23 protein-coding genes are annotated in these 21931 nt (G+C 61.4%); 18 read left to right on the forward strand and 5 right to left on the reverse strand.

Annotation, left to right across the window (positions count from 1 at the left end):
- Positions 1-54 precede the first annotated feature (54 nt).
- On the reverse strand, positions 55-315 hold the full coding sequence (locus tag KF712_00105) for a hypothetical protein (protein MBX3739360.1): 261 nt from the start codon (positions 313-315) through the stop codon (positions 55-57).
- Between the two features lie 245 nt (positions 316-560).
- On the opposite strand from KF712_00105, the gene KF712_00110 reads away from it, so the two are divergent.
- The 4 genes from KF712_00110 (at position 561) to KF712_00125 (ending at position 7498) form a co-directional block, all read left to right on the forward strand.
- Positions 561-1643 (forward strand): DNA-directed RNA polymerase subunit alpha, encoded by a 1083-nt coding sequence (locus KF712_00110; GenBank protein ID MBX3739361.1) that lies wholly within the window; start codon positions 561-563, stop codon positions 1641-1643.
- A 28-nt stretch (positions 1644-1671) separates the two neighbouring features.
- Positions 1672-2160 (forward strand): 50S ribosomal protein L17, encoded by a 489-nt coding sequence (rplQ, locus tag KF712_00115; GenBank protein MBX3739362.1) that lies wholly within the window; start codon positions 1672-1674, stop codon positions 2158-2160.
- Positions 2161-2546: 386 nt separating this feature from the next.
- Positions 2547-3446 carry a squalene/phytoene synthase family protein gene (locus KF712_00120; GenBank protein ID MBX3739363.1) on the forward strand — a complete coding sequence of 300 codons (900 nt, stop codon included), beginning with the start codon at positions 2547-2549 and terminating at the stop codon, positions 3444-3446.
- A 236-nt stretch (positions 3447-3682) separates the two neighbouring features.
- Positions 3683-7498, forward strand: a complete 3816-nt coding sequence (locus tag KF712_00125) for a hypothetical protein (GenBank protein MBX3739364.1) — start codon at positions 3683-3685, stop codon at positions 7496-7498.
- A 123-nt stretch (positions 7499-7621) separates the two neighbouring features.
- Here the strand turns inward: KF712_00125 and KF712_00130 are convergent, their stop codons facing one another.
- Positions 7622-8140 carry a hypothetical protein gene (locus KF712_00130; protein ID MBX3739365.1) on the reverse strand — a complete coding sequence of 173 codons (519 nt, stop codon included), beginning with the start codon at positions 8138-8140 and terminating at the stop codon, positions 7622-7624.
- A gap of 282 nt (positions 8141-8422) precedes the next feature.
- Between KF712_00130 and crcB the strand changes: the two genes are divergently transcribed.
- The gene (gene crcB / locus KF712_00135) at positions 8423-8800 is read left to right on the forward strand and encodes a fluoride efflux transporter CrcB (GenBank protein ID MBX3739366.1); all 378 of its coding nucleotides are present in this window, start codon (positions 8423-8425) and stop codon (positions 8798-8800) included.
- A 259-nt stretch (positions 8801-9059) separates the two neighbouring features.
- Here crcB and cysS read toward each other — a convergent pair whose 3' ends face one another.
- Together cysS and KF712_00145 are read right to left on the reverse strand one after the other, a co-directional pair.
- Positions 9060-10457, reverse strand: a complete 1398-nt coding sequence (gene cysS, locus KF712_00140) for a cysteine--tRNA ligase (GenBank protein ID MBX3739367.1) — start codon at positions 10455-10457, stop codon at positions 9060-9062.
- 253 nt (positions 10458-10710) lie between these two features.
- Positions 10711-10962: a PEP-CTERM sorting domain-containing protein gene (locus KF712_00145; GenBank protein ID MBX3739368.1), complete on the reverse strand. Its 252-nt coding sequence runs from the start codon at positions 10960-10962 to the stop codon at positions 10711-10713.
- A 133-nt stretch (positions 10963-11095) separates the two neighbouring features.
- Between KF712_00145 and KF712_00150 the strand changes: the two genes are divergently transcribed.
- The 4 genes from KF712_00150 (at position 11096) to KF712_00165 (ending at position 13171) form a co-directional block, all read left to right on the forward strand.
- Entirely contained in the window at positions 11096-11638 is a 543-nt protein-coding gene (locus KF712_00150; protein ID MBX3739369.1) for a hypothetical protein, read from the forward strand.
- A gap of 156 nt (positions 11639-11794) precedes the next feature.
- Positions 11795-12163, forward strand: a complete 369-nt coding sequence (locus tag KF712_00155) for an Hpt domain-containing protein (protein MBX3739370.1) — start codon at positions 11795-11797, stop codon at positions 12161-12163.
- A complete protein-coding gene (locus tag KF712_00160) occupies positions 12156-12626 on the forward strand; it encodes a hypothetical protein (protein ID MBX3739371.1) in 471 nt (156 codons plus the stop codon). The genes KF712_00155 and KF712_00160 overlap by 8 nt, the downstream gene beginning before the upstream one ends.
- Before the next feature lie 26 nt (positions 12627-12652).
- A complete protein-coding gene (locus tag KF712_00165; protein MBX3739372.1) occupies positions 12653-13171 on the forward strand; it encodes a YbjN domain-containing protein in 519 nt (172 codons plus the stop codon).
- A gap of 85 nt (positions 13172-13256) precedes the next feature.
- On the opposite strand, the gene cdaA is transcribed toward KF712_00165, so the two are convergent.
- On the reverse strand, positions 13257-14099 hold the full coding sequence (gene cdaA / locus KF712_00170; protein ID MBX3739373.1) for a diadenylate cyclase CdaA: 843 nt from the start codon (positions 14097-14099) through the stop codon (positions 13257-13259).
- Between the two features lie 310 nt (positions 14100-14409).
- Here cdaA and sufT point away from each other — a divergent pair, with 310 nt between their 5' ends.
- From sufT to KF712_00215, 9 genes are all read left to right on the forward strand, one after another.
- Complete coding sequence (sufT, locus tag KF712_00175; protein MBX3739374.1) at positions 14410-14955, forward strand: putative Fe-S cluster assembly protein SufT; 546 nt, start codon at positions 14410-14412, stop codon at positions 14953-14955.
- A gap of 7 nt (positions 14956-14962) precedes the next feature.
- Positions 14963-15859 carry a TIM barrel protein gene (locus tag KF712_00180; protein MBX3739375.1) on the forward strand — a complete coding sequence of 299 codons (897 nt, stop codon included), beginning with the start codon at positions 14963-14965 and terminating at the stop codon, positions 15857-15859.
- Between the two features lie 599 nt (positions 15860-16458).
- Positions 16459-17202: a hypothetical protein gene (locus tag KF712_00185; protein ID MBX3739376.1), complete on the forward strand. Its 744-nt coding sequence runs from the start codon at positions 16459-16461 to the stop codon at positions 17200-17202.
- A 178-nt stretch (positions 17203-17380) separates the two neighbouring features.
- Entirely contained in the window at positions 17381-17599 is a 219-nt protein-coding gene (locus KF712_00190; protein ID MBX3739377.1) for a hypothetical protein, read from the forward strand.
- Complete coding sequence (locus KF712_00195) at positions 17596-17916, forward strand: hypothetical protein (GenBank protein ID MBX3739378.1); 321 nt, start codon at positions 17596-17598, stop codon at positions 17914-17916. Before KF712_00190 ends, KF712_00195 begins: the two co-directional genes overlap by 4 nt.
- A 239-nt stretch (positions 17917-18155) precedes the next feature.
- Positions 18156-19829: a serine hydroxymethyltransferase gene (locus tag KF712_00200; GenBank protein ID MBX3739379.1), complete on the forward strand. Its 1674-nt coding sequence runs from the start codon at positions 18156-18158 to the stop codon at positions 19827-19829.
- A 107-nt stretch (positions 19830-19936) separates the two neighbouring features.
- The gene (zwf, locus tag KF712_00205; GenBank protein MBX3739380.1) at positions 19937-21463 is read left to right on the forward strand and encodes a glucose-6-phosphate dehydrogenase; all 1527 of its coding nucleotides are present in this window, start codon (positions 19937-19939) and stop codon (positions 21461-21463) included.
- Between the two features lie 37 nt (positions 21464-21500).
- Positions 21501-21689, forward strand: coding sequence for a hypothetical protein (locus KF712_00210; GenBank protein ID MBX3739381.1), 189 nt, complete (start codon positions 21501-21503; stop codon positions 21687-21689).
- Between the two features lie 28 nt (positions 21690-21717).
- Complete coding sequence (locus tag KF712_00215) at positions 21718-21930, forward strand: type II toxin-antitoxin system RelE/ParE family toxin (protein ID MBX3739382.1); 213 nt, start codon at positions 21718-21720, stop codon at positions 21928-21930.
- The last annotated feature ends 1 nt before the right edge of the window (position 21931 follow it).

Below are 21931 nucleotides of genomic sequence, written 5' to 3' on the forward strand. Positions count from 1 at the left end.
GCCCCGCACCCTCGGCATAACCGGGGTGCATTGGAACCGGAAAGTGCGGTTGGGTTATACTTCGTTGAGGATTTTCTCGGCCTTCCGCACCGTATTGGCGCTGAGCTTGCCATTGATCCTTTTCGCTCCCTCCAGGACACCACGGATGGCTCCCAGAGCTGTCTCGGCGACCGCGAGGGATTTCCTGCCGCCGCCGTATTTCTTGTCGGGGAAATATTTCGTGAAGGTCGTACCCGCCCGACTGATACAGAGACGCCACCCTTCAAAAGCAGCAGTCTCGTAGGTAAACCTCGTTAGATTGCGTTTGGATTTCATCTTCTTTCACCGTTCTACAATCTAACATTGGAACCCGTTTGCATTGGAATCCAATGAAATTTCATGGAATTGCGCGGAATTTCGGATTTTGCTCATTCTTCCGGGAAAAAATGCTTTGCAACTGGGGCTGGACCGGTTTTGAGTCTGCGCCCCGCGAGCTCCAAAATTCGCCGTAGGTCCTCCGTCACCCCGAAGTTCGGGGCGTCATCGCTCGCAGGAGGGTAACCCGGCCACCAAGAAAACACATGTCAGCCATCAAACTCGCTCGTTTCGAGCTTCCAAACCGCCTCGTCCGCAACGAGGAAACCGCCACGGACACTTACGCCCAATTCGTCGCCGAACCCTTCGAGCGCGGATACGGCCACACCGTCGGCAACTCCCTCCGCCGCGTCCTGCTTTCCTCCCTGGAAGGCGCGTCGATCACTTCGGTCCGCATCGCAGGCGTCCAGCACGAATTTTCCAGCCTTCCGGGCGTCGTCGAAGACGTCACGGACATCGTCCTCAACCTGAAGAAGGTCAAATTCTCCCACAACGAGAAGGAGCCACGCATCCTCTCCATCAAGGTGGAGAAAGAAGGCGTCGTCACCGCCGGTGACATCCAGGGCGACCATATCTACGACGTGGTCAACAAGGACCAGATCATCTGCACCCTCGACAAGAAGGTGAAGTTCGACGCCGAGTTCGAAGTCCGCGTCGGCCGTGGTTTCTCCACCGGTGACGAGAACAAGCGCAAGGACCAGCCGATCGGCGTCATCGCCATCGACTCGATCTTCTCCCCGGTGACCCGCGTGAAATACTCCGTGGACACCACCCGGGTCGGCCAGATGACCGACTTCGACAAGCTCACCCTCGACATCTGGACCGACGGCCGCGTGACCCCGCAGGACGCGCTGCTCCAGGCCTCCGCGATCCTCCGCCACCACCTCGACGTCTTCGTCAACTACGACGAGAACGCCGTGGACTTCGAAGAGGCTCCGGCCGAATCGAGCGAAGAGAACGCCGCCCTCAAGAAGCTTCTCAACATGTCCGTCAACGAGATCGAGCTTTCGGTCCGTGCGGCGAACTGCCTGAACAACGCGAACATCACCTCCGTCGGCCAGCTCGCCATGAAGTCGGAAGCGGAGATGCTCAAGTACCGCAACTTCGGCAAAAAGTCCCTCAACGAAATCAAGGACAAGCTCGTCGAGCTGGGCCTTGGTCTCGGAATGACCTTCGATTCATCGCTGCTTTCCGGTCCGGTCGCCGCCTCGCGTGCGCCTCGCCTCGGTGCGGAAGACGAAGCACCGGTCGGCCTCGCCGATCTGATCGCCCAGAACCTCGACGACTAAACACTTCAAATAGAAACGGAAGCATCCGATGAGACATCGACGCAACACCACCAAGCTCAAACGCTCCGCCTCCCACCGCCGGTCCCTGCTCGCCAACCTGGTTGGCAGCCTGATCGAGCACGGGCGCATCAAAACCACCCTCGGCAAGGCGAAAGCCCTCCGTCCGGTGGCTGAAAAGCTGGTCACCCTCGCCAAGCGCGACGACCTGCACTCCCGCCGCCTCGCCATCGCCTTCCTCTATGAGAAGGACCTGGTGAAGAAGCTGTTCTCCGAAGTGGCTCCCGCCTCCAAGGACCGCCAGGGTGGCTACACCCGCATCACCAAGCTGGGCGTCCGCTCCAGCGACGCCGCACCGATGGCGATCATCGAGTGGGTTGACCAGGCCGAAGCCAAGGCTGAGGAAGCCCCGGTCGAAGTGGTGGAAGAGAAAGCCGCTCCTGCTCCCAAGGCGAAGAAGGCCGCCAAGAAAAAGGCCGCTGAGTCCGAAGAAGCCGCTCCCGCCGCCGAAGCTGAATAAGCTCCCGCGATAGGATACCGATCATTTGAAGCCGCCCGTGGTCCGCCACGGGCGGTTTTTTTTGTGGAGGAGGGACATTGCGGAGAGCCGCCAGGGGCGGATCTGTCCCGGGATGTCTTTGCTCTGTGTTCCCATTGCAGCCGGGTGAGGAGGGAGGACACTCCTGTCCTCCGGCGGCATTGGCGAATGAAGGAAACGGCGGAACATTCCCGGATATGCCTTTGCTGTGGGTTCCCGTTGCAGCCGGGTAAGGAGGGAGGACACTCCTGTCCTCCGGCGGCATTGGCGAATGAAGGAAACGGCGGAACAATCCCGGATATGCCTTTGCTGTGGATTCCCGTTGCAGCCGGTGGACAGGAGTGTCCACCCTCCTTACTGTCCCACCTGTGAACGACGACCTGGGCAAACGCATCCTCAAGGACGTATCACGCTCGTTTTACCTCACCCTGCGCATGCTGCCGCGGGAGATGCGGGAGTCCGCCGGGCTGGGTTACCTGCTGGCCCGCACCAGTGACACCATCGCGGATACGGAGGGTGTGGCGGTGGAGGAACGCCTTTCCCTGCTGGCGGCATTTGCAGCGTCCGTTGCGGAGGGTGCGGCATTGCCCGTGTGGCCGGAAAAATTGCTGCTCGCCGCCACACCGGGAGAAGCCGCGATGTTGGCCCGCGCTCCGGAGATCCTCCGGTGGCTGGCCGGCATGGAGCAGGGGCAGGCGGGACTGGTCCGGGAGGTTGTGGCCACCATCATCAGCGGCCAGTCACTCGATCTCACCCGGTTTGCGGATGCGGAAATGGGAAAGCCCGTGGCGCTGGCAAACGCGGCGGAATTGGAGGACTACACGTGGTGCGTCGCGGGATGCGTCGGTGCGTTCTGGACGAAGCTGGGATTTCTCACGTTGGGAAGCCGCTACTCGACAGCGGGGGAGGCGGAGTTGTTGGAAATGGGCATCGCCTACGGCAAGGGCCTGCAGTTGGTGAACATCCTGCGGGATCTGCCGGAGGATCTGGCAAACGGGCGGTGCTATCTCCCCGTGGCGGATCCGTCCGACCATGCGGCGCTGCTGCGGGAGTATGGAATCTGGCACCGCCGGGCGGTGGAGCGGGTGCGCCAGGGAATGAGCTATGCATCCGGCCTGCGGTCACGGAGGCTGCGCGCGGCCTCCGTGCTGCCCGCTCTCATCGCGGAGGAAACGCTGGGTCTGCTGGACGGGAGGATGGGCGGCGGAAAGGTCAAGGTGCCACGAAGCGCCGTTTATCGCCTGCTGGTGGAGTCATTGCTTTTCTGAGGTTGCCGGAGTTCCGGTCCGGAACGCGGATCTTCGCGGTATGGGGTCCATCTAACAGATCCCCGCGCTGGTGGAGTTGTCTCCGCGCGATGCATCCAATGTAAATGCCGCTACGCAACAATGCGTAGGGCCGCGCGAAGTTGTATCTTGTTTGGAGACATGTTTTTCGGTCCGGTGTCCGGCGGGGCAGTTGTTGGCAAGGACCAGCATGTTCCATCCCCTAGTTCTTCCCCGCCATGAAACGCATCATGCCCGCCGTCACCGGCACCCTGGGAAAACCGCTGGCCGCTTGCGCCGCTGTTCTCCTCGCCATCCTCACGCTGGGGACCAACGCCTCCGCCAAGACCTTCACCGGACGTGCGCCGGAGAGGTGCAACCCGAATGACCAATCCGAACCAACCGGCAGCGGCGAGGACTTCTATCATCCGAAGAACTGGGGCACTCCCTGCGATCCTGTCCCGCCCCCGACCGGTGGAGACGACGCGACCATCCCCGCGGGTTTCACCGTCCGTGCCGGTGCGGTTTCCCTCGGTTCGCTGAACCTGCAGGGGACCCTGATCGTCAGCGGCAACTGCACCATCGGCAGCCTCAACATCAGCGGCAGCGGCCAGATCCTCTCCGCCGGAAACTGGAACACGCTCACCGTGGGATCGGTGATCAACATGGACGGCGGCACCATCGGCATGCACATCCTGATGCCTCCGGGGTCCATGTTCAACTGGGACAAAGGCATGGTATGGGGCGACCTGACACAGATGGGTGGCGCGCTCATGTACATCCGTGGCTCCGGTGAGCACTTGATCAACTCGGGGACGTTCACGCTGAACGGTGTGACCACCTGGAACGGCAACGGCGTCATCCGTCAGGTGGGTGGCACGGACACCCATGTCTCCATCCTCAACAAGGGGACTTTCCTTGCGGACGGTTCCGGCAGCTTCGCCACTGACGGGGGCTACCTGTGGTTCACTTTCTCCAACGAGCCGGAAGGTGAGTTCATCAAGGACGGCTCCTCCACCACCACGACCTTTGCCTCTACGGGCTCCGCGCGGCCGATGTATTTCCGGAACAAGGGAACGCTGGATGTGCGTGCGGGTGTTTTCGAGTTCACCACCGGACAACTGGTCCTCGAGAACGGATCATCGGTGAAAGGCGCGGGGAAAACCCGCGTCACCGCAGGGAGCAGCCTCTACATCCCGCCTTCCACCACGTCTGAGATGACCGGTGTGTTGGAACTGGACGGCGGCTACATGGAAGGGGATGGCGCCATGACCGGAGACGGAGGCACGTTCAACTGGGTCTCCGGCAGCCTGGGCATCACCCAGGGGGCTTATGAGGGCCCCAGGCCCGCATCCCTCAACATACCGGCGGGTATGACCATCAACATCCTGGGGCCGGAGGAAAAGCGGCTGGGTGGAAGCATCAGTTTTTGCGGCCCCTGCCACCGCCAGCACGGCGTCATCAACAACGCCGGTACCGCGAACTGGACCGGAACCGGTGACATCGTGACCGGCTACGGCGGAGGATCGATCGTCAACTCCGGAACCTTCATCGCGCACAATGACGAACAGTTCCGTCCCATCGGGGACGGGGGAGGGTTCACGAACACCTCCACCGGCACGCTGCGCAAACAGGATTCCAGCGGCATCACTTCCTTCGAACCGGGCATCACCCTGAGCAACTCCGGAACCGCGGACGTGCGCACCGGCACGGTGCAGGCGAATGCCCCCTTGAACCTGCTGGACGGCAGCCGCTATTCCGGAGCCGGGAAGCTGCTGGGCGCTGCTGGAGGGCGGTTGGTGGGGACTTCCACCGTGCTTGATGGCGGGAACCTGGAGCTGCGCATCGGGAGCTTTACTGGTGGGAACGAAACCATCCCGCAAGGCACCATTGCCTCGGAGGGCAGCGGCCGGTTCGAGTGGACCGGTGGTAATCTCAGCGGGACGGTCAATGTCGCCGCCGGATCGACGTTCCTCGTCACCGGTTCCGGCGACAAATATCTGGGGAAATACGACCGCTGGTATCCGGCCGCACTCGACCTCAACAATGCCGGAACCATCCTGTGGACAGAAGGAAAGATCATGGATGAATGGGTCGGCCGTATCCACAACACCGGCACCTTCACCGCCGCGCTGACCGGGACGCTGGGAGTGAACCAGTTCAACAATACCGGTACCGTCCTCGTTCCCGCAGGCACTTCACCCTACACTGTGGAGACGCTGGGGCCGATTTTTAACACCGCCCCAGGCATGTTCGACATCCGGGGCGGGGAACTGGTCACAAAGTCCGACGTCACCCTGAATGCCGGTTCCGTGATCGCCGGAGCGGGGCGGCTGGCCATCACCACCAACTGCATGTGGAATGGCAGCTCCGCCATTTCCGGTACGTTCGAGCTGAGGGACGGCATCGTGCGTCCTGGCACGGATGCCGCCTTCACCACCAGCGGCAGCGGCCGCTTCGAGTGGACGAAGGGCAAGATCACCGGCACCTTTACTGTCCCGGAAGGTGCGCGCATGGAGATCACCGGAGCGGGGGAGAAGCGGATCGGGCACTACCATGGGTGGAGCGACAACGCCCAAGGCACCATCATCAACCGTGGCACCATCGCATGGACCGGCACCGGTGCCATCGTGGATGAGAACACCGCCCGCATCCAGAATTACGGCACCTTTTCCGCAGGGGCGGTAGCCAATCTGACCCTCTATGAGTTCCTCAACCACGGAACCTTCCTCATGCCGGATGATGGCACTCCCCGGTCGGTGGGCCTGTTCGCTTCGTTCCACAACCACAGCACAGGCGTGCTTGATATCCGGGCGGGAGAGCTGGTGACGAAAACCACCTTCACCCTCCACAACGGATCACAGATCGCAGGGGGAGGGAAGGTTCTGATGACTTCGGATTCCCGGTTGAACGGGACCGTCACCATCCTCGACGGTGGAACGCTGGAGCATCGCGATACCATCCTGCGGTGCGATCAGAACGCCACCATCGCCACTGCCACCGGAGGGCGTTTCGAATGGGCAAAGGGTCCGATCTCCGGTACGGTCACCATCGCTCAGGATGCCCGCTTTGATATTGTCGGCGATGGGGTGAAATGGATCGGCCACTACTGGGGCTGGAGCGATAACGCGTGGGGCATCATCCATAACCATGGCGTCATCACCTGGACGGGCACCGGAGCCCTCAACGACGGCAATACGGGGCACCTCTACAACTACGGAACCATGAACGTGAGGACCACCGCCCCCCTCCAGGGCAGGCTCCAGAACGAAGGCCTGCTCAACATCGACCATGGAGGAGGCATCGACTTCACCGGGGCCTCGGTCGTCCTTACCGCGACGGGGACGGTCAATCTGGAGCTAGCCGGCCCTGCCGGGATTGCTGGCCGTATCACCTCCCACAACAACGTGGCCCTGAACGGAAAGCTGAACGTCACGCTCGCCCCGGACTTCCAGCCGGTCATCGGCACCACCTACACGGTGGTCAACCGCAGTGGGGGCCAGTTCTCGAAGATCAAACTCCCCACCGCACAGTATTTCACGACCGCCCGTGTGGAAGGTGGCGCCACCACTCTCACCGCGGAGGCCTATCCGAAGAACTCCGCGGCTTGGAAGGAATTCTTCTTCGCCGACGAGCCGGACTCCCCGCTCGCGCAGCTCATGGCGGACGCGGACGGGGATGGTCTTCCGAACCTGGTCTCCTACGCTTTCGGGAAGGATCCGCTGAAAGCGGTAGGTGCGATGCTGAAACTGATGGATCTGCTGGTGACCCTGTCGCAAAACGGAGATCATGCGGTGAAATCCAGCCCCACGACTTACATGGCCATCAGCTACCAGCGCCCCGGCGGCAATTCAAAGCTGCAGGACATCCGCTACATTCCGGAGCGTTCCACCACCCTCGTCCAGGGAAGCTGGTCCACCGAGGGAGTCATCGAGGAAAGCGTGACCTTCGACCCCGTCACCTCCATGGAGACGGTTGTCATCCGCAGCACCACACCGAAGGGTACGGGCAAGGAGTTCCTCCGCGTGCGGGTGGAACAGATCTCGGCGAACTGACCTTGGTGCGCTCCCGGTCCTGTCCCTCTGCGGTGAATCTTCCACATGGCTGCTCCGCCGCAGTGGCCCTCTCCTTACTTCCGCCGCCCGGAGCCGGATTTCCTGCCGCCTCCATGGTGATTTTCAGGCGGCGGGAGCCTTCGTCGTCATGCCTTTGCGGGCAGGATCAGCGAGGGCACTCCGGCTTTGTGCGATGCGGCGTTCCTCCACCTCCTCCCGCTGGTGGATCGCGTCGAATTCAAGTTTCTGGAAATCGATGGCGGACCACTCCGGGAAATGATGGGCCACTTCCTGCAATGCCACCCACAGCAGGCGCTTGCCCTGGATGCCCAGTGCCAGCATCTCCAGCGCCTCGAAGTTGCCGAGTTTTCCAGGTTCCATGCCTTCATGAAGAAAGACGAGGCGGCTGACCTTTCCTCCGATCTCGCCGAGCGAGTGGAGGCCGGTGCTTTCCTCCCCGCCGCTGGCCGTGAGGAGGTTCTTGAGAATCCGCTGGTCCGCTTCGACTTTTGCCTCCAGCTCCGCGAAGAACTTCTGTTCCGCGGCGTCCGTCTGGCGTTTGGCGAGTTCCGCGATGAGGGAGAGCGCGCAGTGGGAGCCGGCCAGATGTCCGTTGAGGTAGCGGTGAAGATCCTTGTCCATGGAGGCGGATCAATCGCAGGTGGCGTGCCAGCACGGAAAATTCGTTCTGTTAAGGAATCCCAAGTGTTCCACGGGGTCTTCGGGGAATGTTGCGCGTTTCTCCGGGTTGCCACGGTGCATTGACGTTTGCAGAACGCATCGAATGACGGCTGCGGGGGCAATCTTTTCAAGATGTGGATCAAACCGGAACCGGTGCGGCGTTTGGCGAAAGCCCCCATCGGATTGGAAATTCCTCCCCATCCTCATGCCGTTCCGTTAGGGTGGCTCCACTTTCCACGTGGCATGAAGCAAGTCCTCCTCGTCGGTCTCGGCGGCGCCATCGGGTCCATCGCCCGCTGGATGCTGGGCGGCGCGATCCTCCACCGCCTGCCGAACCTGAAGTTCCCGCTGGGCACCTTTGCGGTGAACATCCTCGGCTGCCTGCTCATCGGCATCATCGCCGGGCTGGCGGAGCGGCGGGGAGTGTTCTCCTCCGATGCGCGGCTGTTCCTCATGACCGGCCTGTGCGGCGGCTTCACCACCTTCTCCGCCTTCGCGAATGAGAATGTCTTCCTGCTGCGCCGCGGGGAGAGCGCCACCGCCCTGCTCTACATCGGCGGCAGCGTTATCGCCGGCCTGCTGGCCGTGTGGGCGGGATTCCGTGCGGTTCCGCAGGGGTGAGTGATTTCACCGCAACCGAGTAAGGAGGGTGGACACTCCTGTCCACCGGCGGCATTGGCGAGCCAGTGAAAATTCACCGCGAAGGCGCGAAGGACGCGAAGGAAGAAAGGGATCAAAATGAGGCTCTTCAAGATTCGCCGGATTCGCAAGATTCGCGGTCAGCCTTCTTCTCTTCCCTGAAAGCCGAACACTGAAAACTTCTCCTCCTTTGTTCCCCAATGCCGCCGGAGGACAGGAGTGTCCTCCCTCCTTACCCTCCTCACTTCGGTGAAAGCGTATATCCTTCCTTCCCGTCCTTCACCACCCAGCCGAGTCCGGCCAGTTGGTCGCGGAGTTCGTCGGACTTCGCCCAGTTCTTCGCGGTGCGGAAAGCCCAGCGTTCCTCCGCCAGCGCGCGGATGTCATCCGGCACGTCGGCTTCCTTCTGCTCCGCGATCTCCGGCAACGTGATGCCCAGCGCCCGCAGGATGCGGTTCAGTCCGGCCAGCGCCTTCGCCGCCTCCACGCCTTCCAGGGAGGATGCTTCCTTCAGTCCGGTGAAGATGCCGCCCAGCGCGCCCGGCGTGTTCAGGTCATGTTGCAGGCTGTTCCACGCCCCCTCGAACGGACCGAAGCCGACCGAGGTGAAGGTCACATGCTCGTCGCCGATCTTCCCGGCGAGCTGCCGCGCGCCCTTCGCCAGCTTGTGCAGCGCCTCCCGTGCCCCTGACAGCGACTCCAGTGTGAAATTGAGCTGCTTCCGGTAGTGCGCGCCGATCAGCACGTAGCGCACCTCCATGGGCGTGAAGCCCTTCGCGGCCAGGTCCCCGATGGTGTAGAGGTTCCCCAGCGACTTCGACATCTTCCCGCCGTCCACCAGCAGGTGGGTGATGTGGAACCAGTGCGCGGCGAAGTGGCCGCCGCAGGCGCACTGGCTCTGCGCGATCTCATTTTCATGGTGCGGGAAAACCAGATCCACGCCACCGGAGTGCAGGTCGAAGGTATCGCCCAGATACTCGTGGATCATCGCGGAGCACTCCAGGTGCCAGCCGGGGCGGCCCTCACCCCATGGGGATGGCCAGAAATTGTCGCCGTCCTCCGGCTTGCGCGACTTCCACAGCACGAAGTCGGACAGGCTGTCCTTCTCATACTCGTCCGCGTTCGCGCGTTCGTTCTGGGTCTTGCCCAGGTCCAGCTCGCGGGTGTCCAGGTGGGACAGCTTTCCGTAGCCCGGAAAGGAGGAAATCTTGAAATACACCGACCCGTCGTCGGAGGAGTAGGCGTGGCCTTTCTCCACCAGCTTGGCGATCATGTCGATCTGCTGCGGGATGTGCTCGACCGCGCCCGGCTCGATGTGGGGCGGCAGGCACGCCAGCGCCCCGCAGTCCGCATGGAACTTCTCCGTCCACGCGTCCGTGAAGTCCTTCAGCGTCTTCCCCGCCTTCTGTGAGTCGCGGATCGTCTTGTCATCCACGTCGGTGATGTTGCGCACGTGCAGCGTGCGGATGCCGCCCGTCTCCAGCACGCGGCGGAACACATCCTGCAGGACGAAGGTGCGGAAGTTCCCGATGTGCGCCGGCCCATAGACCGTGGGGCCGCAGCAATAGAACCGGAAGGTGGATCCATCGATGGGGGAGAGCTCGCGCTCGGTCCGGGTCAGCGTGTCGAAAAGCCGCATCCGCGGGGTTTAGGGAAGCATCGCCCGCCCGGCAAGCGTGGGTTCACCGTTTGCCCGTTCATCCCGGATTTGGGGCTGTTCCCGCAGTCGGGGATGATGACCACTGATTACACTGATTTGCTGATGGATGACGGCGGGAAAATACCTCCGGAGGCATCCCCGATGAGGATTTCTTCCGAAATCAGTAAATCAGTGAAATCAGTGGTATTAAAAACCTCCGCTCACCCTCGGGACCCGGAAATGAGGGATACCTTCACCGTTTGCGGCGGAACATGAGCGCCGCGGAAAGCGGCAGCAACAGCAGGGTGGACGGTTCCGGGATCGCAGGGGAGTCCAGTTCCACATAGATCACCCGCGGGGACTGGCCTTCCTTCAGCACCTCGATGGGTACCTTCACCGGCGGCCGGGTGAACGCAGGGGTCTCCGTGGGTTTTCCCATGATCTGCCGGGCCGCGAACACGCACAGCGCGATCGTCGGGACGATCCACAGAAACGATAGTATCACTTTTCTTGAAAAAATGAGGCTCACGGCACGCGGAAGATGGCTTCTTTTTTAAAATTAGTAAAGTTTTATAAAATAAACCTTTGTGGATTCGGCGTTGGGAAATCCGCTGGGACGGGGTAGGTTTCCTCCGGAAATGACCGAGGAGCAAGCGGGTAGAAGCAAACAGATCCTGATCGGGGCGGTGATCCTGGGGATCATCACCGTGTTCGTGCTCACGCTGCTGATCGGGTGGCGGTATGTTCCCGGCCTGTTCGGGGAGTGGCTGGGTGTCATCGCCGGGTTTTTGTCCACGCCGTTCCTGCTGGAAGGATCTTTCGTGGTTCTGGGGTTGGTCATCGTGGTGGGGCTGAACAGTTGGCGGCGGGTGAAGGAAGGGGAGGAGTTCGTCTATCTGGACCAGGTGGACGGTCCCGGTGCGGAGCGCCTGCCGGACCACGCGCGCTGGGCGGTCTATCGGGAAAAACCCCTGCCACCGGGCACCGTCTCCCTGCTGGAGCAGGCGGAAGGAGCGGTCGCCATCGGGGATTTCGAAAGCGCGGCCGCCGCCGTTGCGGCGATGAGCCATGAGGAACTCGCCGCGGACGGCGTGCTGGAGGTGCGTCTCGCGCTGGCGGAAGCGGTTGGGAAGACGGATCTGGCGGACCGCCTGCGGGCGGAGATTTTGAAGAAAGGGTAGGGGGCGGGTGAGGTTGGCGGGCGCGGCGGCCCCCTGGGACTTCCGCCACCCCGGCCACATACATGATCGCGTAATGGCAGGAGGGCCGGTTCTGGTTAAGATACCTGAACTTCCTCGCACCTATCCTGTTGCTTCACCGCCCCGGGAGACCTTCCCATGACTCATTCCACTTCTGCTGACAGCAGCCCGATCCTCAATGTCGTCCGTTTCGAACGGATGGCCTGCGGTGATCTGCCCGGATTTTTCGAACTTGCGGAGGAATACTTCGCCGATGTGCGGATGAGATTGGCCGGTTGGCCGTCATTGTTCGCGGCGGGGGAACTGCCGAGGCTGGCGGAGGACTTCCACCGCTGCAAGGGCGGGGCCGCCATGTTCGGCCTGGAGAGGATGTTCTCCCTGCTGGGCGTATGGGAACGTGAACCGCAGGTTGGACAGGACCCGCTGGATCTGGAACGTTTCGTGAAGGAACTGGGTGCGGCGGAGGACGCCGTGGCCGGCTTCCGCGCGAACCAACCAGATGCCTGACAAGATCCAGTCCCCGGAGAAAGAGCTGCGTTTCACCCGGGCCGGGCAGGCCGTGCCATACTGGATCGCCGCGGCGGTGCTGGTGGCGGTGGCCGTGACCCTGCTGGCCAGCTCCCTTTACCGTGACGTCAACCCCGCCGTGCCCCATCCGGCGTGGGCGCTGGCGCCGCTCGCGCTGGCGTGGCTGGCGGCGCGCCTGGCCATCCGCATGACGCGGCACGCCTACCTCATCTTCACCCCTCTCGGCGTGGAGATCTTCCCGTTCTTCAAGCCGGAGAAATCGATGCGCCTGGTCCTCTGGCAGGAAATCCACGGCGCGGAGGTGGACCCGGAGCTGTCCCGGCTGACCCTGCACCACGATGCGGAGAAAACCTCCGGCATCCACCTTTCCCTCTCTCCCATCCTGCGGAACCGCCGCGTGTTGCTTGCCAAAGCCATCTCCGGGCGCGTATCCCGTGCCTGACGAAACTTTTTCCCTGACGACCTCCCATGCGCCATCATTCGCGACAAATTCTCTCCGTTGAAGAATGCTTCGGCGGCAACGGCTGGCACTGTGAACTGGTGGAGGGCAGGGACGTGCTCCAGGCCGGCTTCGACGCGCACCACACCCGCGTCGCCCTGATCGCGCAGGCGTATCCGCAGCTCAACGCGCTGAGCATTGTCACGGAGTCCCGCCTCGCGCTGGATGAGGACCACCTGCCCGCCGTGCTGGAACTGCTGGCCCGCGCGAACAAGCAGCTCACGCTCGGTGGGTTCGAGTATGACATGGACCGCGAGTTCCTCGTCTTCCGCATCACCAACCTGTTCGAGCGCGAACGCTACGACTCCGACATCATTTCCTCCATGGTCCACTGCGCCATCGCGGAGCTGGACCGCATCACCCCCTATACGGCGGTGGTAAAGAACACGGCGGCGGACCTGCTGCCGGACCTCGACCTCGGCCGCCTGCTCATGCGGGAGGATCTCATCCCGCCCGTGCCGGGCTATGAGGAGGAAGAGGAATACTGAGGAAGGCTGGCACCGGCATCACTCCGTGATCATCCGCGCCCTCGGCGCGTTGCTGGTATCCACGGGGCCGACCTCCAGGTGGCCCTTAATCAGAAACCATATCGCGGCTGCCAGTCCCAGTGACAGGAGCTTCGCCAGCCAGTGCTTCGGTGGATTCAGTTTCATTGGCAGGTTTGCGTGAGATGAAGAGTTCGTTGATGCGGTCGCGGAATTGCTTTTCGGTCAGGTTCCGTTCGAGCTTCCCGTCGATGCAGATGGAGATGCCGCCGGTTTCCTCGCTGACGACGACGGCGACGGCGTCCGTCTCCTCTGTCACGCCGATGGCGGCGCGGTGACGCAGGCCGGTGGAGCGGTCGTGCATTTCCCGCTGGGTTACGGGAAAGACGCAGGCCGCGCCCGCCACCCGGTCCTCCGCGATGATCATGCCGCCGTCATGCAGCGGTGCCTTCGGGTGGAAGACCGCCATCGCCAGCTCCGGCGAGAACCTTGCGTCCAGCACCACGCCCGTCTCCAGGTGCTTCTTCAGGCTGATGCCCCGCTGGATGGCGAACAGCGCGCCGATGCGCTTCTTCGAAAGGTTGACCACGGAATCCGAGAACCGCTCGAACAGGGCGACGCGGCCCTTGCTGGTAAAGAACGGGTAGATCCGCTTGCTGCCCAGGCGGGCCAGCGCGTCCCTCAGTTCCGGCTGGAAGATCACGATGAGCGCGAAGGCCAGCACCGCCGCCGCCCGCGTGATGATGAAGCCGATGACCTGGAACTGGAAAAGCTGCGAGATCAGCGTCAGGGCGATGAGGATGGACGCCAGGCCGACGAGGATCTGCGCGCCGCGGGTGTTCCGGAACGCCCGGTAGATCTGGTACACACAGATCGCCAGCACGAGGATCTCGATGCCGTCCCGCCAGTGTGTTTGTAGAAATTCCAACATCCCCGCAGAGGAAACGTAGATCCGCCGCCGGGTTCTGTCACTTGGAAACAGGTGGAGAATCAGGGTAGGCCTCATTTCGGGAATCCAACCGCGAATGGACGCGAATGAACACGAATGGAAGATGGGCTGATGCCGGATTTCGCTGTGGAGGGGGGATTTTCCGGATGGAAAGCATCACCACCGAACCCCGATCCGCGGTAAATTCGCGTCCATTGGTGTTCATTCGCGGTTTGGATTTTCATTCCGCCATGCCGAAGAATCGCTGAAGTGATCCCTTGCCGGGTGGGCGGGGCTGGTTTTTACTCCCGCCATGCACGAGGAGATCACACTGACACGCGAGGTTCCAGCCATCCAGATTCCCAGCGGGGACTCGTTGATCCTTCCTGTCGGCACGCCGGTTTTCATCACCCAGCGGCTGGGTGGCACCTTCACGGTCGCCACCTCCCAAGGCCTCGCCCGCATTTCTTCCCAGGACTCCGATGCCCTCGGCATCGACATGGAGGAGGAGAAGAAAAAGCAGGCGGAGGCCGTTCGCCTGAAGGACGCCCCTCTGGAGGAACAGGTATGGGCGCAGCTCAAAGGCGTGTATGACCCGGAGATCCCCGTGGACATCGTGAACCTCGGCCTGGTCTATGACTGCATCCTGGAGGAAGCGGACGGAAAGACGACCGCACTGGTGAAGATGACCCTCACCGCCCCCGGCTGCGGCATGGGGCCGGTCATCGCCGCGGACGCCCAGGCGAAGATCATGACCATCGACGGCATCGATGATGCGAAGGTCGATCTGGTCTGGGATCCCGCGTGGAACCAGGAAATGATCTCCGAGGAAGGGAAGATGAAGCTGGGCATGATCTGAGCCGGTCATGACCGACCGCCGCTCCGCCCTCAAGCTGCTGGCCTCCGCTGCCGGTGTTTCCGCCATCCCCGCCGTCCGGGCGGAGGACACGCCGAAGCCGGGGATGGGGAAGATCCGCCAGAGCATCGTGCATTGGTGCTTCGCCCGCGGCGCGAAGTGGAAACTGGAGGACACCGTGAAGGCCGCCCTGGAGCTGGGCTGCGGCAGTGTCGAGGGCGTCGGTCCGCAGGACTGGGACTTGCTGGAACGCCACGGGCTGAAGTGCGCCTACGTTTCCGCCCATGGCTTCGTGAAAGGGATGAACCAGCCCGCCTTCTGGGATGAGAACCTGAAAGCCATCCATGAACGCATCGACCAATGCGCGGACCGGGGGAATCCCGCCGTGCTGAGTTTCACCGGATTCGCGGACACCACCGCCCAGGGCGGCGGCGTTGTCACCCTGGAGCAGGGGAAAAGGAACTGCGTGGAGGCTTTCCGCAAGGTCATCGGCCACGCGGAGAAAAAGGGCGTCATCCTCCTGCTGGAGCACCTCAACAGCCGGGTCGCGGAGGAGATGAAAGGCCACCCCGGCTATCAGGGTGACCAGCTCGACGACTGCGCGGACATCGTGCGTGCCGTCGATTCCCCGAACATGAAGCTCCTTTTCGACTTCTACCATGTGCAGATCATGCACGGCGACCTCATCCGGCGGCTGGAGTCGTGCAAGGACATCCTCGGCCACATCCACACCGCGGGGAATCCCGGCCGCGGCGAGATCGGCCCGCGGCAGGAGATCAACTACCCGCCGCTGATGGAGAAGCTCGTCGAGCTCGGCTACACCGGCTGGGTCGGCCACGAGTTCATCCCCACCGGCGATCCCATGGCAGGCCTGCGCGAAGCCGTCGCGCTGTGCCGGGTGGGGTAGCTGATACTGTGGGAAATCCAACGGAGCGCTGGCTTCAGCCGGCCCGGAGAATCCAGCGTCCCCACCGTGCCGGCTGAAGCCAGCGCTCCATCCATCTCCGTGACACGCAAGCCGGGAAATCCCACGGCTTCCCCCTTGGAATCGCCGCCGCCCGACCGAACGCACCGAATTTTACATTGGAAATCGGCTCGACCGTTGGGCAGTATGTGCCTAATTTGAAAGGCGATGGCAGCGAAGACCGAAAGCCACAGGAAACTTGCGGAGACGATGCGCTCGGCAAGGGTTCTGGCGTCAGCCCAAGGGTTGTCGCGGGCTGGCTTTTTGGCGCAGACGCCGAAGGAGCTTCTGGTCGGAAAGGTGAGCCACTCGTCCAAAGCCGGCCAGAGATCGGGGCGGCCGAGCGGCAAGCGATAGTTGCCGCCGGAAAGCTGCCGGTGCTGAAGTATCCGACCACGGTTGATGCTCGTGGCAAGAAAGTGGAGCGGGAGTGTGGTCAAATATACGGGAAGGCTGGAGAATTCGCTGCCGAGTAGGCTCAAGAAAGATCTTTCAATCTTTATAACGGCAAGTTTTCATTGATTTATCTTCAACTTATTCAAATGGCTCTCTCCAAGAATATACCCCTGAAAAACTTGGTTTTTACGGAAAAATCCCTGAAGGATCTTATTGAGAGTTTGTCGGAAGGATTCGATCCTTCTGCCAAAGACGGATTGAGGCAAAGATACAGCCTTCATATTTCTGAAGATTCGGATACTGCCGTATTCGTGGATGAGCCACCCAAGCATTTAGGGAAGATGCTGGAAAATTCGATTGAGAACATATCTCTTCGATTTGATCGTGGTAAGCCTACTCGAGAAATCGAATTAAAGTTGAATAATGGAAATAGCTCTCATTGGAATTATATAAAAATATCGGGTCATGATGAGGATTGGGTGCAATTGACGCATGCGAAAATAAACAAGCTTTTGAGTAATCATAAATCTAACTCAGGCCTTTATTGGAGATTTCATTGGGTTGTAAGTGTTGTTCTTATTGTTCTGTGTGTATTCCTCTTTGTTCGTTTGGGGAGATTTATGGCTGGAAAGATTTTGGATGAGCAATATTTAAAGGTTTATTCTGTTTTGGAGAGTTTTGTTGGGTTGGTGGGTGTTTTTGTGGGGTTTGCTTTGTTGCTTTATATGAATCTTGCCTACCCTGTAATGGAGATTCAAACAGGTCCCGTAAATGGTTGGAGGGCGATGAATAGGAGAAAGAGGGTTAAGCCAATATTATGGTTTCTATTTGTTGCTCCTTTTTTGACTTATCTTGGTGATTTGTGGAAAATGATTATTATAGGTAAGTGATGGGGTGTTGTATTGTTTTGGTTGTCAAATTTCTGATTGGTGGATATTAATCTTTGCTGTGATTTTCTAATTTTTCGGCAAAAGGAATCTTTTGACGGGGGTTTGAAGGGATTTGTTGAAAAGATTCGTAATAGGAGCTCTCCCGCCCCCATTGACGGGTATGGTGGAATAAGGGGAAATGTCCGGTCATCCTCCCCCTGATCTTCCCTCCACCGTTCTGAGGTCCAACCGCCTGGCCGCCGCGGAGTTCCTCCGTTCCGGAAAGCTTCCGCGCCTTTCCGTGAAGCAGCACCACGGAACCGGCGGGCACTCGATCTCATGGATGGGTGACGATGGTGAGGACGGCATGCGCCGGACGGTGCGCGAGCCGCTGGTGGCGGTTCGCCGCCGATTATGACCGAAAACATCAAATCCCAGATCACCGCCCTGCCTGATTCCGAGATCCAGCCGCTGCTGGAGTGGCTCCGCTCCTACTATGACGGCCCCGTGTGGGACCGGCAGATCGATGAGGACATCGAAAGGCTCGGCATCGAAGAATGGCAGGAGCGGCTGGGCAGGGAGTTCACCGACGAGGACCAGCATGAGGCGGAACGCCGCGTTCTCAATGCCATCGAGCCGTGCGATGACGGGAAGCGGGTGGCCTTCGTGCAGGATCTCGCGTTTCTCCTCGGGCGGCCGATGGAATCGTATTCGCGTACGTTGCCGGGAAAATGATCCGTCCGCCCCGCGGCGGCGGATGGAATCCATCACTCCAAGTTTGAATGATCATCATCAATTTTCCGAATATCCCCGGAAGATTTCATGATGCAATGGATTGATAATGAGTGAATCATGATTTTAGGTTGGTCGTCCTGCGCGAAGTAGCGGCGGGCGCGGGGGAGGGGAATGGACCGGCGCGGAAGTTTCCGGTTTCCAAACGCGCTTCCGCACATTTGAATCCCCGCCCCATCCCCATGAGCCAAGCCACACTACGCATCGCCCTCGGAGCCGATCACGGCGCGCTGGAACTGAAGAACGCCCTCGTCGCCCACCTCACGGGCAAGGGTTACGAAGTGAAGGACTTCGGCACGGAAACGACCGAGTCCTGCAACTACGCTGACTATGCCAATGCCGTCGCTCTCAACGTGGCGGACGGAACCTTTGACGTCGGCTTCCTCGCCTGCACCTCCGGCATCGGCATGAGCATCGCGGCGAACCGCCACCGCCACGTGCGCGCCGCCGTCGTCCGCAGCGTGGAAGAGGCGCAGACCACCCGCGAGCACAACGACGCGAACGTCCTCTGTTTCTCCGGCAAGAGCACCTCCGCTGACGAAGCCGTCACCATGGTGGACGCCTTCCTTTCCGCCTCCTTCCAGGGTGGCCGCCATGAGGCCCGCGTCATCCAGTCCTCCGGCAGCCGCATCCAGGCGAACGATCCCGCCCTCTACGCCGCCATCGTCGGTGAGGAGCAGCGCCAGCGGAACAACATCGAGCTCATCGCTTCCGAAAACTTCGCCTCCCCGGCCGTCATGGAGGCGCAAGGCTCCCTGCTGACGAACAAGTATGCCGAAGGCTACCCCGGCAAGCGCTGGTACGGTGGCTGTGAGAACGTCGATGTCGTCGAGCAACTGGCCATCGACCGTGCGAAGGAACTCTTCGGTGCGGAGCACGCCAACGTCCAGCCGCACTCCGGCTCCCAGGCGAACACCGCCGTCTATTTCTCCGTGCTGAAGCCCGGCGACAAGATCTTCACCATGGACCTGGCCCACGGCGGCCACCTCACCCACGGCCACAAGGCGAACTTCTCCGGCCGCTTCTATGATGTGACCCACTACGGCGTCAGCGCCGAGGATGAGCGCATCGACTACGCGGAGCTGGAAAAGACCGCCCGCGACCTGAAGCCCGCCCTCATCACCGTCGGTGCCTCCGCCTACCCGCGCGAGATCGACTTCGAGCGCATGGGCAAGCTGGCCCGCGAGGTGGGTGCCTACCTTTTCGTGGACATGGCGCACATCGCCGGTCTGGTCGCCGCGGGCGTCCACCCGAACCCGGTGCCGCACGCGGACTTCGTCACCTCCACCACGCACAAGTCCCTGCGCGGACCGCGCGGCGGCATCATCCTCTGCAAGGAGGAGTTCGCGAAGAAGATCGACTCACAGGTGTTCCCCGGCATCCAGGGCGGACCGCTCATGCACGTCATCGCCGCGAAGGCCGTCTGCCTTGGCGAAGCGCTCAAGCCGGAGTTCAAGGACTACGCCCAGCAGATCGTGAAGAACGCGCAGGCTCTGGCCGCCCGTCTTGCTTCCCATGGCTTCCGCATCGTCTCCGGCGGCACGGACAACCACCTCATGCTGGTGGACCTCCGTCCGAAGGGCCTCAACGGCGCGGAAGCGTCCCATGCGCTCGACGAAGCGGGCATCACCGTGAACAAGAACGGCATCCCGTTCGACACCGGCAGCCCGATGAAGCCCAGCGGCATCCGCATCGGCACCCCGGCTGTCACGACCCGCGGCATGAAAGAGGCTGATGTCGAGACCGTCGCCGATTTCATCCATGAAGCCTTGTCGGATCATGCGAATGTGCAAAAACTGCATGCAATCCGCGAGCGGGTATTCGCGTTCAACCGCGCCTTCCCGCTGCCGTGGTGATGGGAAGTTGAGAGTGGATGGATGAGTGTTGAGAGACAGGCCCAGGTTTGTCCTTCACCTTCTTCCTCTTTCTCTCAACCCCTTACTTTCAACTCTCAACTTCTTCCATGAATCCATTCCGAGAAGACCTCGTCGCCCGTTCACGCCCGGAGCCATGTTCCGTCGTGATCTTCGGTGCCACCGGCGACCTCACGCACCGCAAGCTGGTGCCCGCCCTTTATAACCTGGCCATCGACGGCGAACTGCCGACGGGCGTGAAGATCGTCGGCTTCGCCCGGCGGGAAAAGTCGGACCAGGAGTTCCGTGCGGGTCTGGAGGAGCTGAACCGCAAGGTTTCCCGTTCCGGTCACAATGACGAGGTCTGGGCGACGCTGGCGGAGAACATCCACTACCACCAGTCGGAGTTCCATGATGAGGACGGCTACAAGCGCCTCGCTGAGCGGCTGGACGCCATCGACCAAGAGCGCGGAGGGAAGGGGAACCGTCTTTTCTACATCGCCTCCTCGCCGGAGTTCTTCGATGAGATCCTCATCAACCTGAAGAACGCCGGGCTGAACCAAGCGAAGGACGGCTGCTGGGCGCGTGTCATCGTCGAAAAGCCGTTCGGCACCGACCTGGCCACCGCGAAGCACCTCAACGAGGTGGTGAACGCCACTTTCAACGAGAGCGCCACCTACCGGATCGACCACTATCTCGGAAAAGAGACCGCGCAGAACCTGATGGTGCTGCGTTTCGCCAACTCCATCTTCGAGCCGCTCTGGAACAGCAAATACATCAGCCACATCCAGATCACCTGCGCGGAGAACCTCGGAATGGAAGGCGGCCGCGGCGGCTACTATGACAAGTCCGGCGCGCTGCGTGACATGGTGCAGAACCACCTCCTCCAGCTCCTCAGCCTCGTCGCCATGGAGCCACCGACCGACCTCACCGCCGATGGCGTGCGGGATGAGAAGGTGAAGGTCATCCGCTCCCTCCGCCAGTGGGACACCCCGGAAAAGGTCGCCGCGAACGTCGTCCGCGCGCAGTACACCGCCGGTCATGTCGATGGCAACGAAGTGCCCGGCTACCGTGAGGAAGACCGCGTGCCAAAGGATTCCCAGACGGAGGCCTACGTTGCCGTCCGCCTGCTGGTGGACACCTGGCGCTGGAGCGGCGTGCCGTTCTACATCCGCATGGGCAAGCGCCTGCCGAAGAAGTCGACCGAAATTTCCATCCACTTCAAGGACGCGCCGAGCGTGCTGTTCGGCGCGCAGGGTGAAGTCCCCGGCGGCAACGTGCTGGTCATCCGCATCCAGCCGGACGAGGGTATTTCCCTCCGCATGGTCTCGAAGATCCCCGGCACCAGCCTCCGCCTGGAGCAGGTGAAGATGGACTTCCACTACGCCACCAGCTTCGGCAAGAGCAGCCCGGAAGCCTATGAGCGCCTCCTGCTGGACGCCATGGCCGGTGACGCCACCCTCTTCGCCCGCCGTGACGAGGTGGAGGAAGCATGGCGCTTCATCGACCACATCGAGCACGCCTGGCACCAGTCGGACACCCCGCCAGCGATGGCTGAGTTCGTCGCCGGATCCTGGGGCCCGCGCGAAGCGGACGCCCTCATCCAGCAGGACGGCTTCCAGTGGCGCAGGCTGTGATCTTGCGGAGTGGGGACATTCCAGCTAATATGCCCGTATGAGCACCCAATTCGTGGTCGATGAGAAAGGCGAGAAAATCGCCGCCGTGATCCCGATCCAGGAGTATTACGAACTGATGGAGGATCTCGAGGACCTGGCGGAGCTTGCCAAGCGCCGTGAAGAGCCAACCGTGCCCTATGAAGAGGTGCGCAAGGAAATGATCGCCAATGGGCTCTTACAGCATTGATTTCACCAGATCCGCCCGGAAGGAGTTGTTGAAGCTCCAACCGGCCGTGGCCCAGCGCGTGGATGCTGCCATCCTGAAGCTCGCCGACGACCCTCACCCGCCAGGGAGCCTGAAGCTGGCAGGTGACGAGAATGCCTACCGCATCCGTGTGGGGGACTACCGCATCATTTACGAAATCAGGAATGAAGTGCTGGTGGTGTTGGTTGTGAAAATCGGGCACCGCAAAGATATTTACCGTTGAT

The organism is Akkermansiaceae bacterium (assembly GCA_019634595.1).
Classification (GTDB): domain Bacteria; phylum Verrucomicrobiota; class Verrucomicrobiia; order Verrucomicrobiales; family Akkermansiaceae; genus Luteolibacter.

Coding starts and splice junctions, on each gene's coding strand:
- KF712_00105 (MBX3739360.1), bottom strand. CDS start 315: ATGAAATCCAAACGCAATCTAACGAGGTTTACCTACGAGACTGCTGCT.
- KF712_00110 (MBX3739361.1), top strand. CDS start 561: ATGTCAGCCATCAAACTCGCTCGTTTCGAGCTTCCAAACCGCCTCGTC.
- rplQ (MBX3739362.1), top strand. CDS start 1,672: ATGAGACATCGACGCAACACCACCAAGCTCAAACGCTCCGCCTCCCAC.
- KF712_00125 (MBX3739364.1), top strand. CDS start 3,683: ATGAAACGCATCATGCCCGCCGTCACCGGCACCCTGGGAAAACCGCTG.
- KF712_00130 (MBX3739365.1), bottom strand. CDS start 8,140: ATGGACAAGGATCTTCACCGCTACCTCAACGGACATCTGGCCGGCTCC.
- crcB (MBX3739366.1), top strand. CDS start 8,423: ATGAAGCAAGTCCTCCTCGTCGGTCTCGGCGGCGCCATCGGGTCCATC.
- cysS (MBX3739367.1), bottom strand. CDS start 10,457: ATGCGGCTTTTCGACACGCTGACCCGGACCGAGCGCGAGCTCTCCCCC.
- KF712_00150 (MBX3739369.1), top strand. CDS start 11,096: ATGACCGAGGAGCAAGCGGGTAGAAGCAAACAGATCCTGATCGGGGCG.
- KF712_00155 (MBX3739370.1), top strand. CDS start 11,795: ATGACTCATTCCACTTCTGCTGACAGCAGCCCGATCCTCAATGTCGTC.
- KF712_00160 (MBX3739371.1), top strand. CDS start 12,156: ATGCCTGACAAGATCCAGTCCCCGGAGAAAGAGCTGCGTTTCACCCGG.
- KF712_00165 (MBX3739372.1), top strand. CDS start 12,653: ATGCGCCATCATTCGCGACAAATTCTCTCCGTTGAAGAATGCTTCGGC.
- cdaA (MBX3739373.1), bottom strand. CDS start 14,099: ATGTTGGAATTTCTACAAACACACTGGCGGGACGGCATCGAGATCCTC.
- sufT (MBX3739374.1), top strand. CDS start 14,410: ATGCACGAGGAGATCACACTGACACGCGAGGTTCCAGCCATCCAGATT.
- KF712_00180 (MBX3739375.1), top strand. CDS start 14,963: ATGACCGACCGCCGCTCCGCCCTCAAGCTGCTGGCCTCCGCTGCCGGT.
- KF712_00185 (MBX3739376.1), top strand. CDS start 16,459: ATGGCTCTCTCCAAGAATATACCCCTGAAAAACTTGGTTTTTACGGAA.
- KF712_00190 (MBX3739377.1), top strand. CDS start 17,381: ATGTCCGGTCATCCTCCCCCTGATCTTCCCTCCACCGTTCTGAGGTCC.
- KF712_00195 (MBX3739378.1), top strand. CDS start 17,596: ATGACCGAAAACATCAAATCCCAGATCACCGCCCTGCCTGATTCCGAG.
- KF712_00200 (MBX3739379.1), top strand. CDS start 18,156: ATGAGCCAAGCCACACTACGCATCGCCCTCGGAGCCGATCACGGCGCG.
- zwf (MBX3739380.1), top strand. CDS start 19,937: ATGAATCCATTCCGAGAAGACCTCGTCGCCCGTTCACGCCCGGAGCCA.
- KF712_00210 (MBX3739381.1), top strand. CDS start 21,501: ATGAGCACCCAATTCGTGGTCGATGAGAAAGGCGAGAAAATCGCCGCC.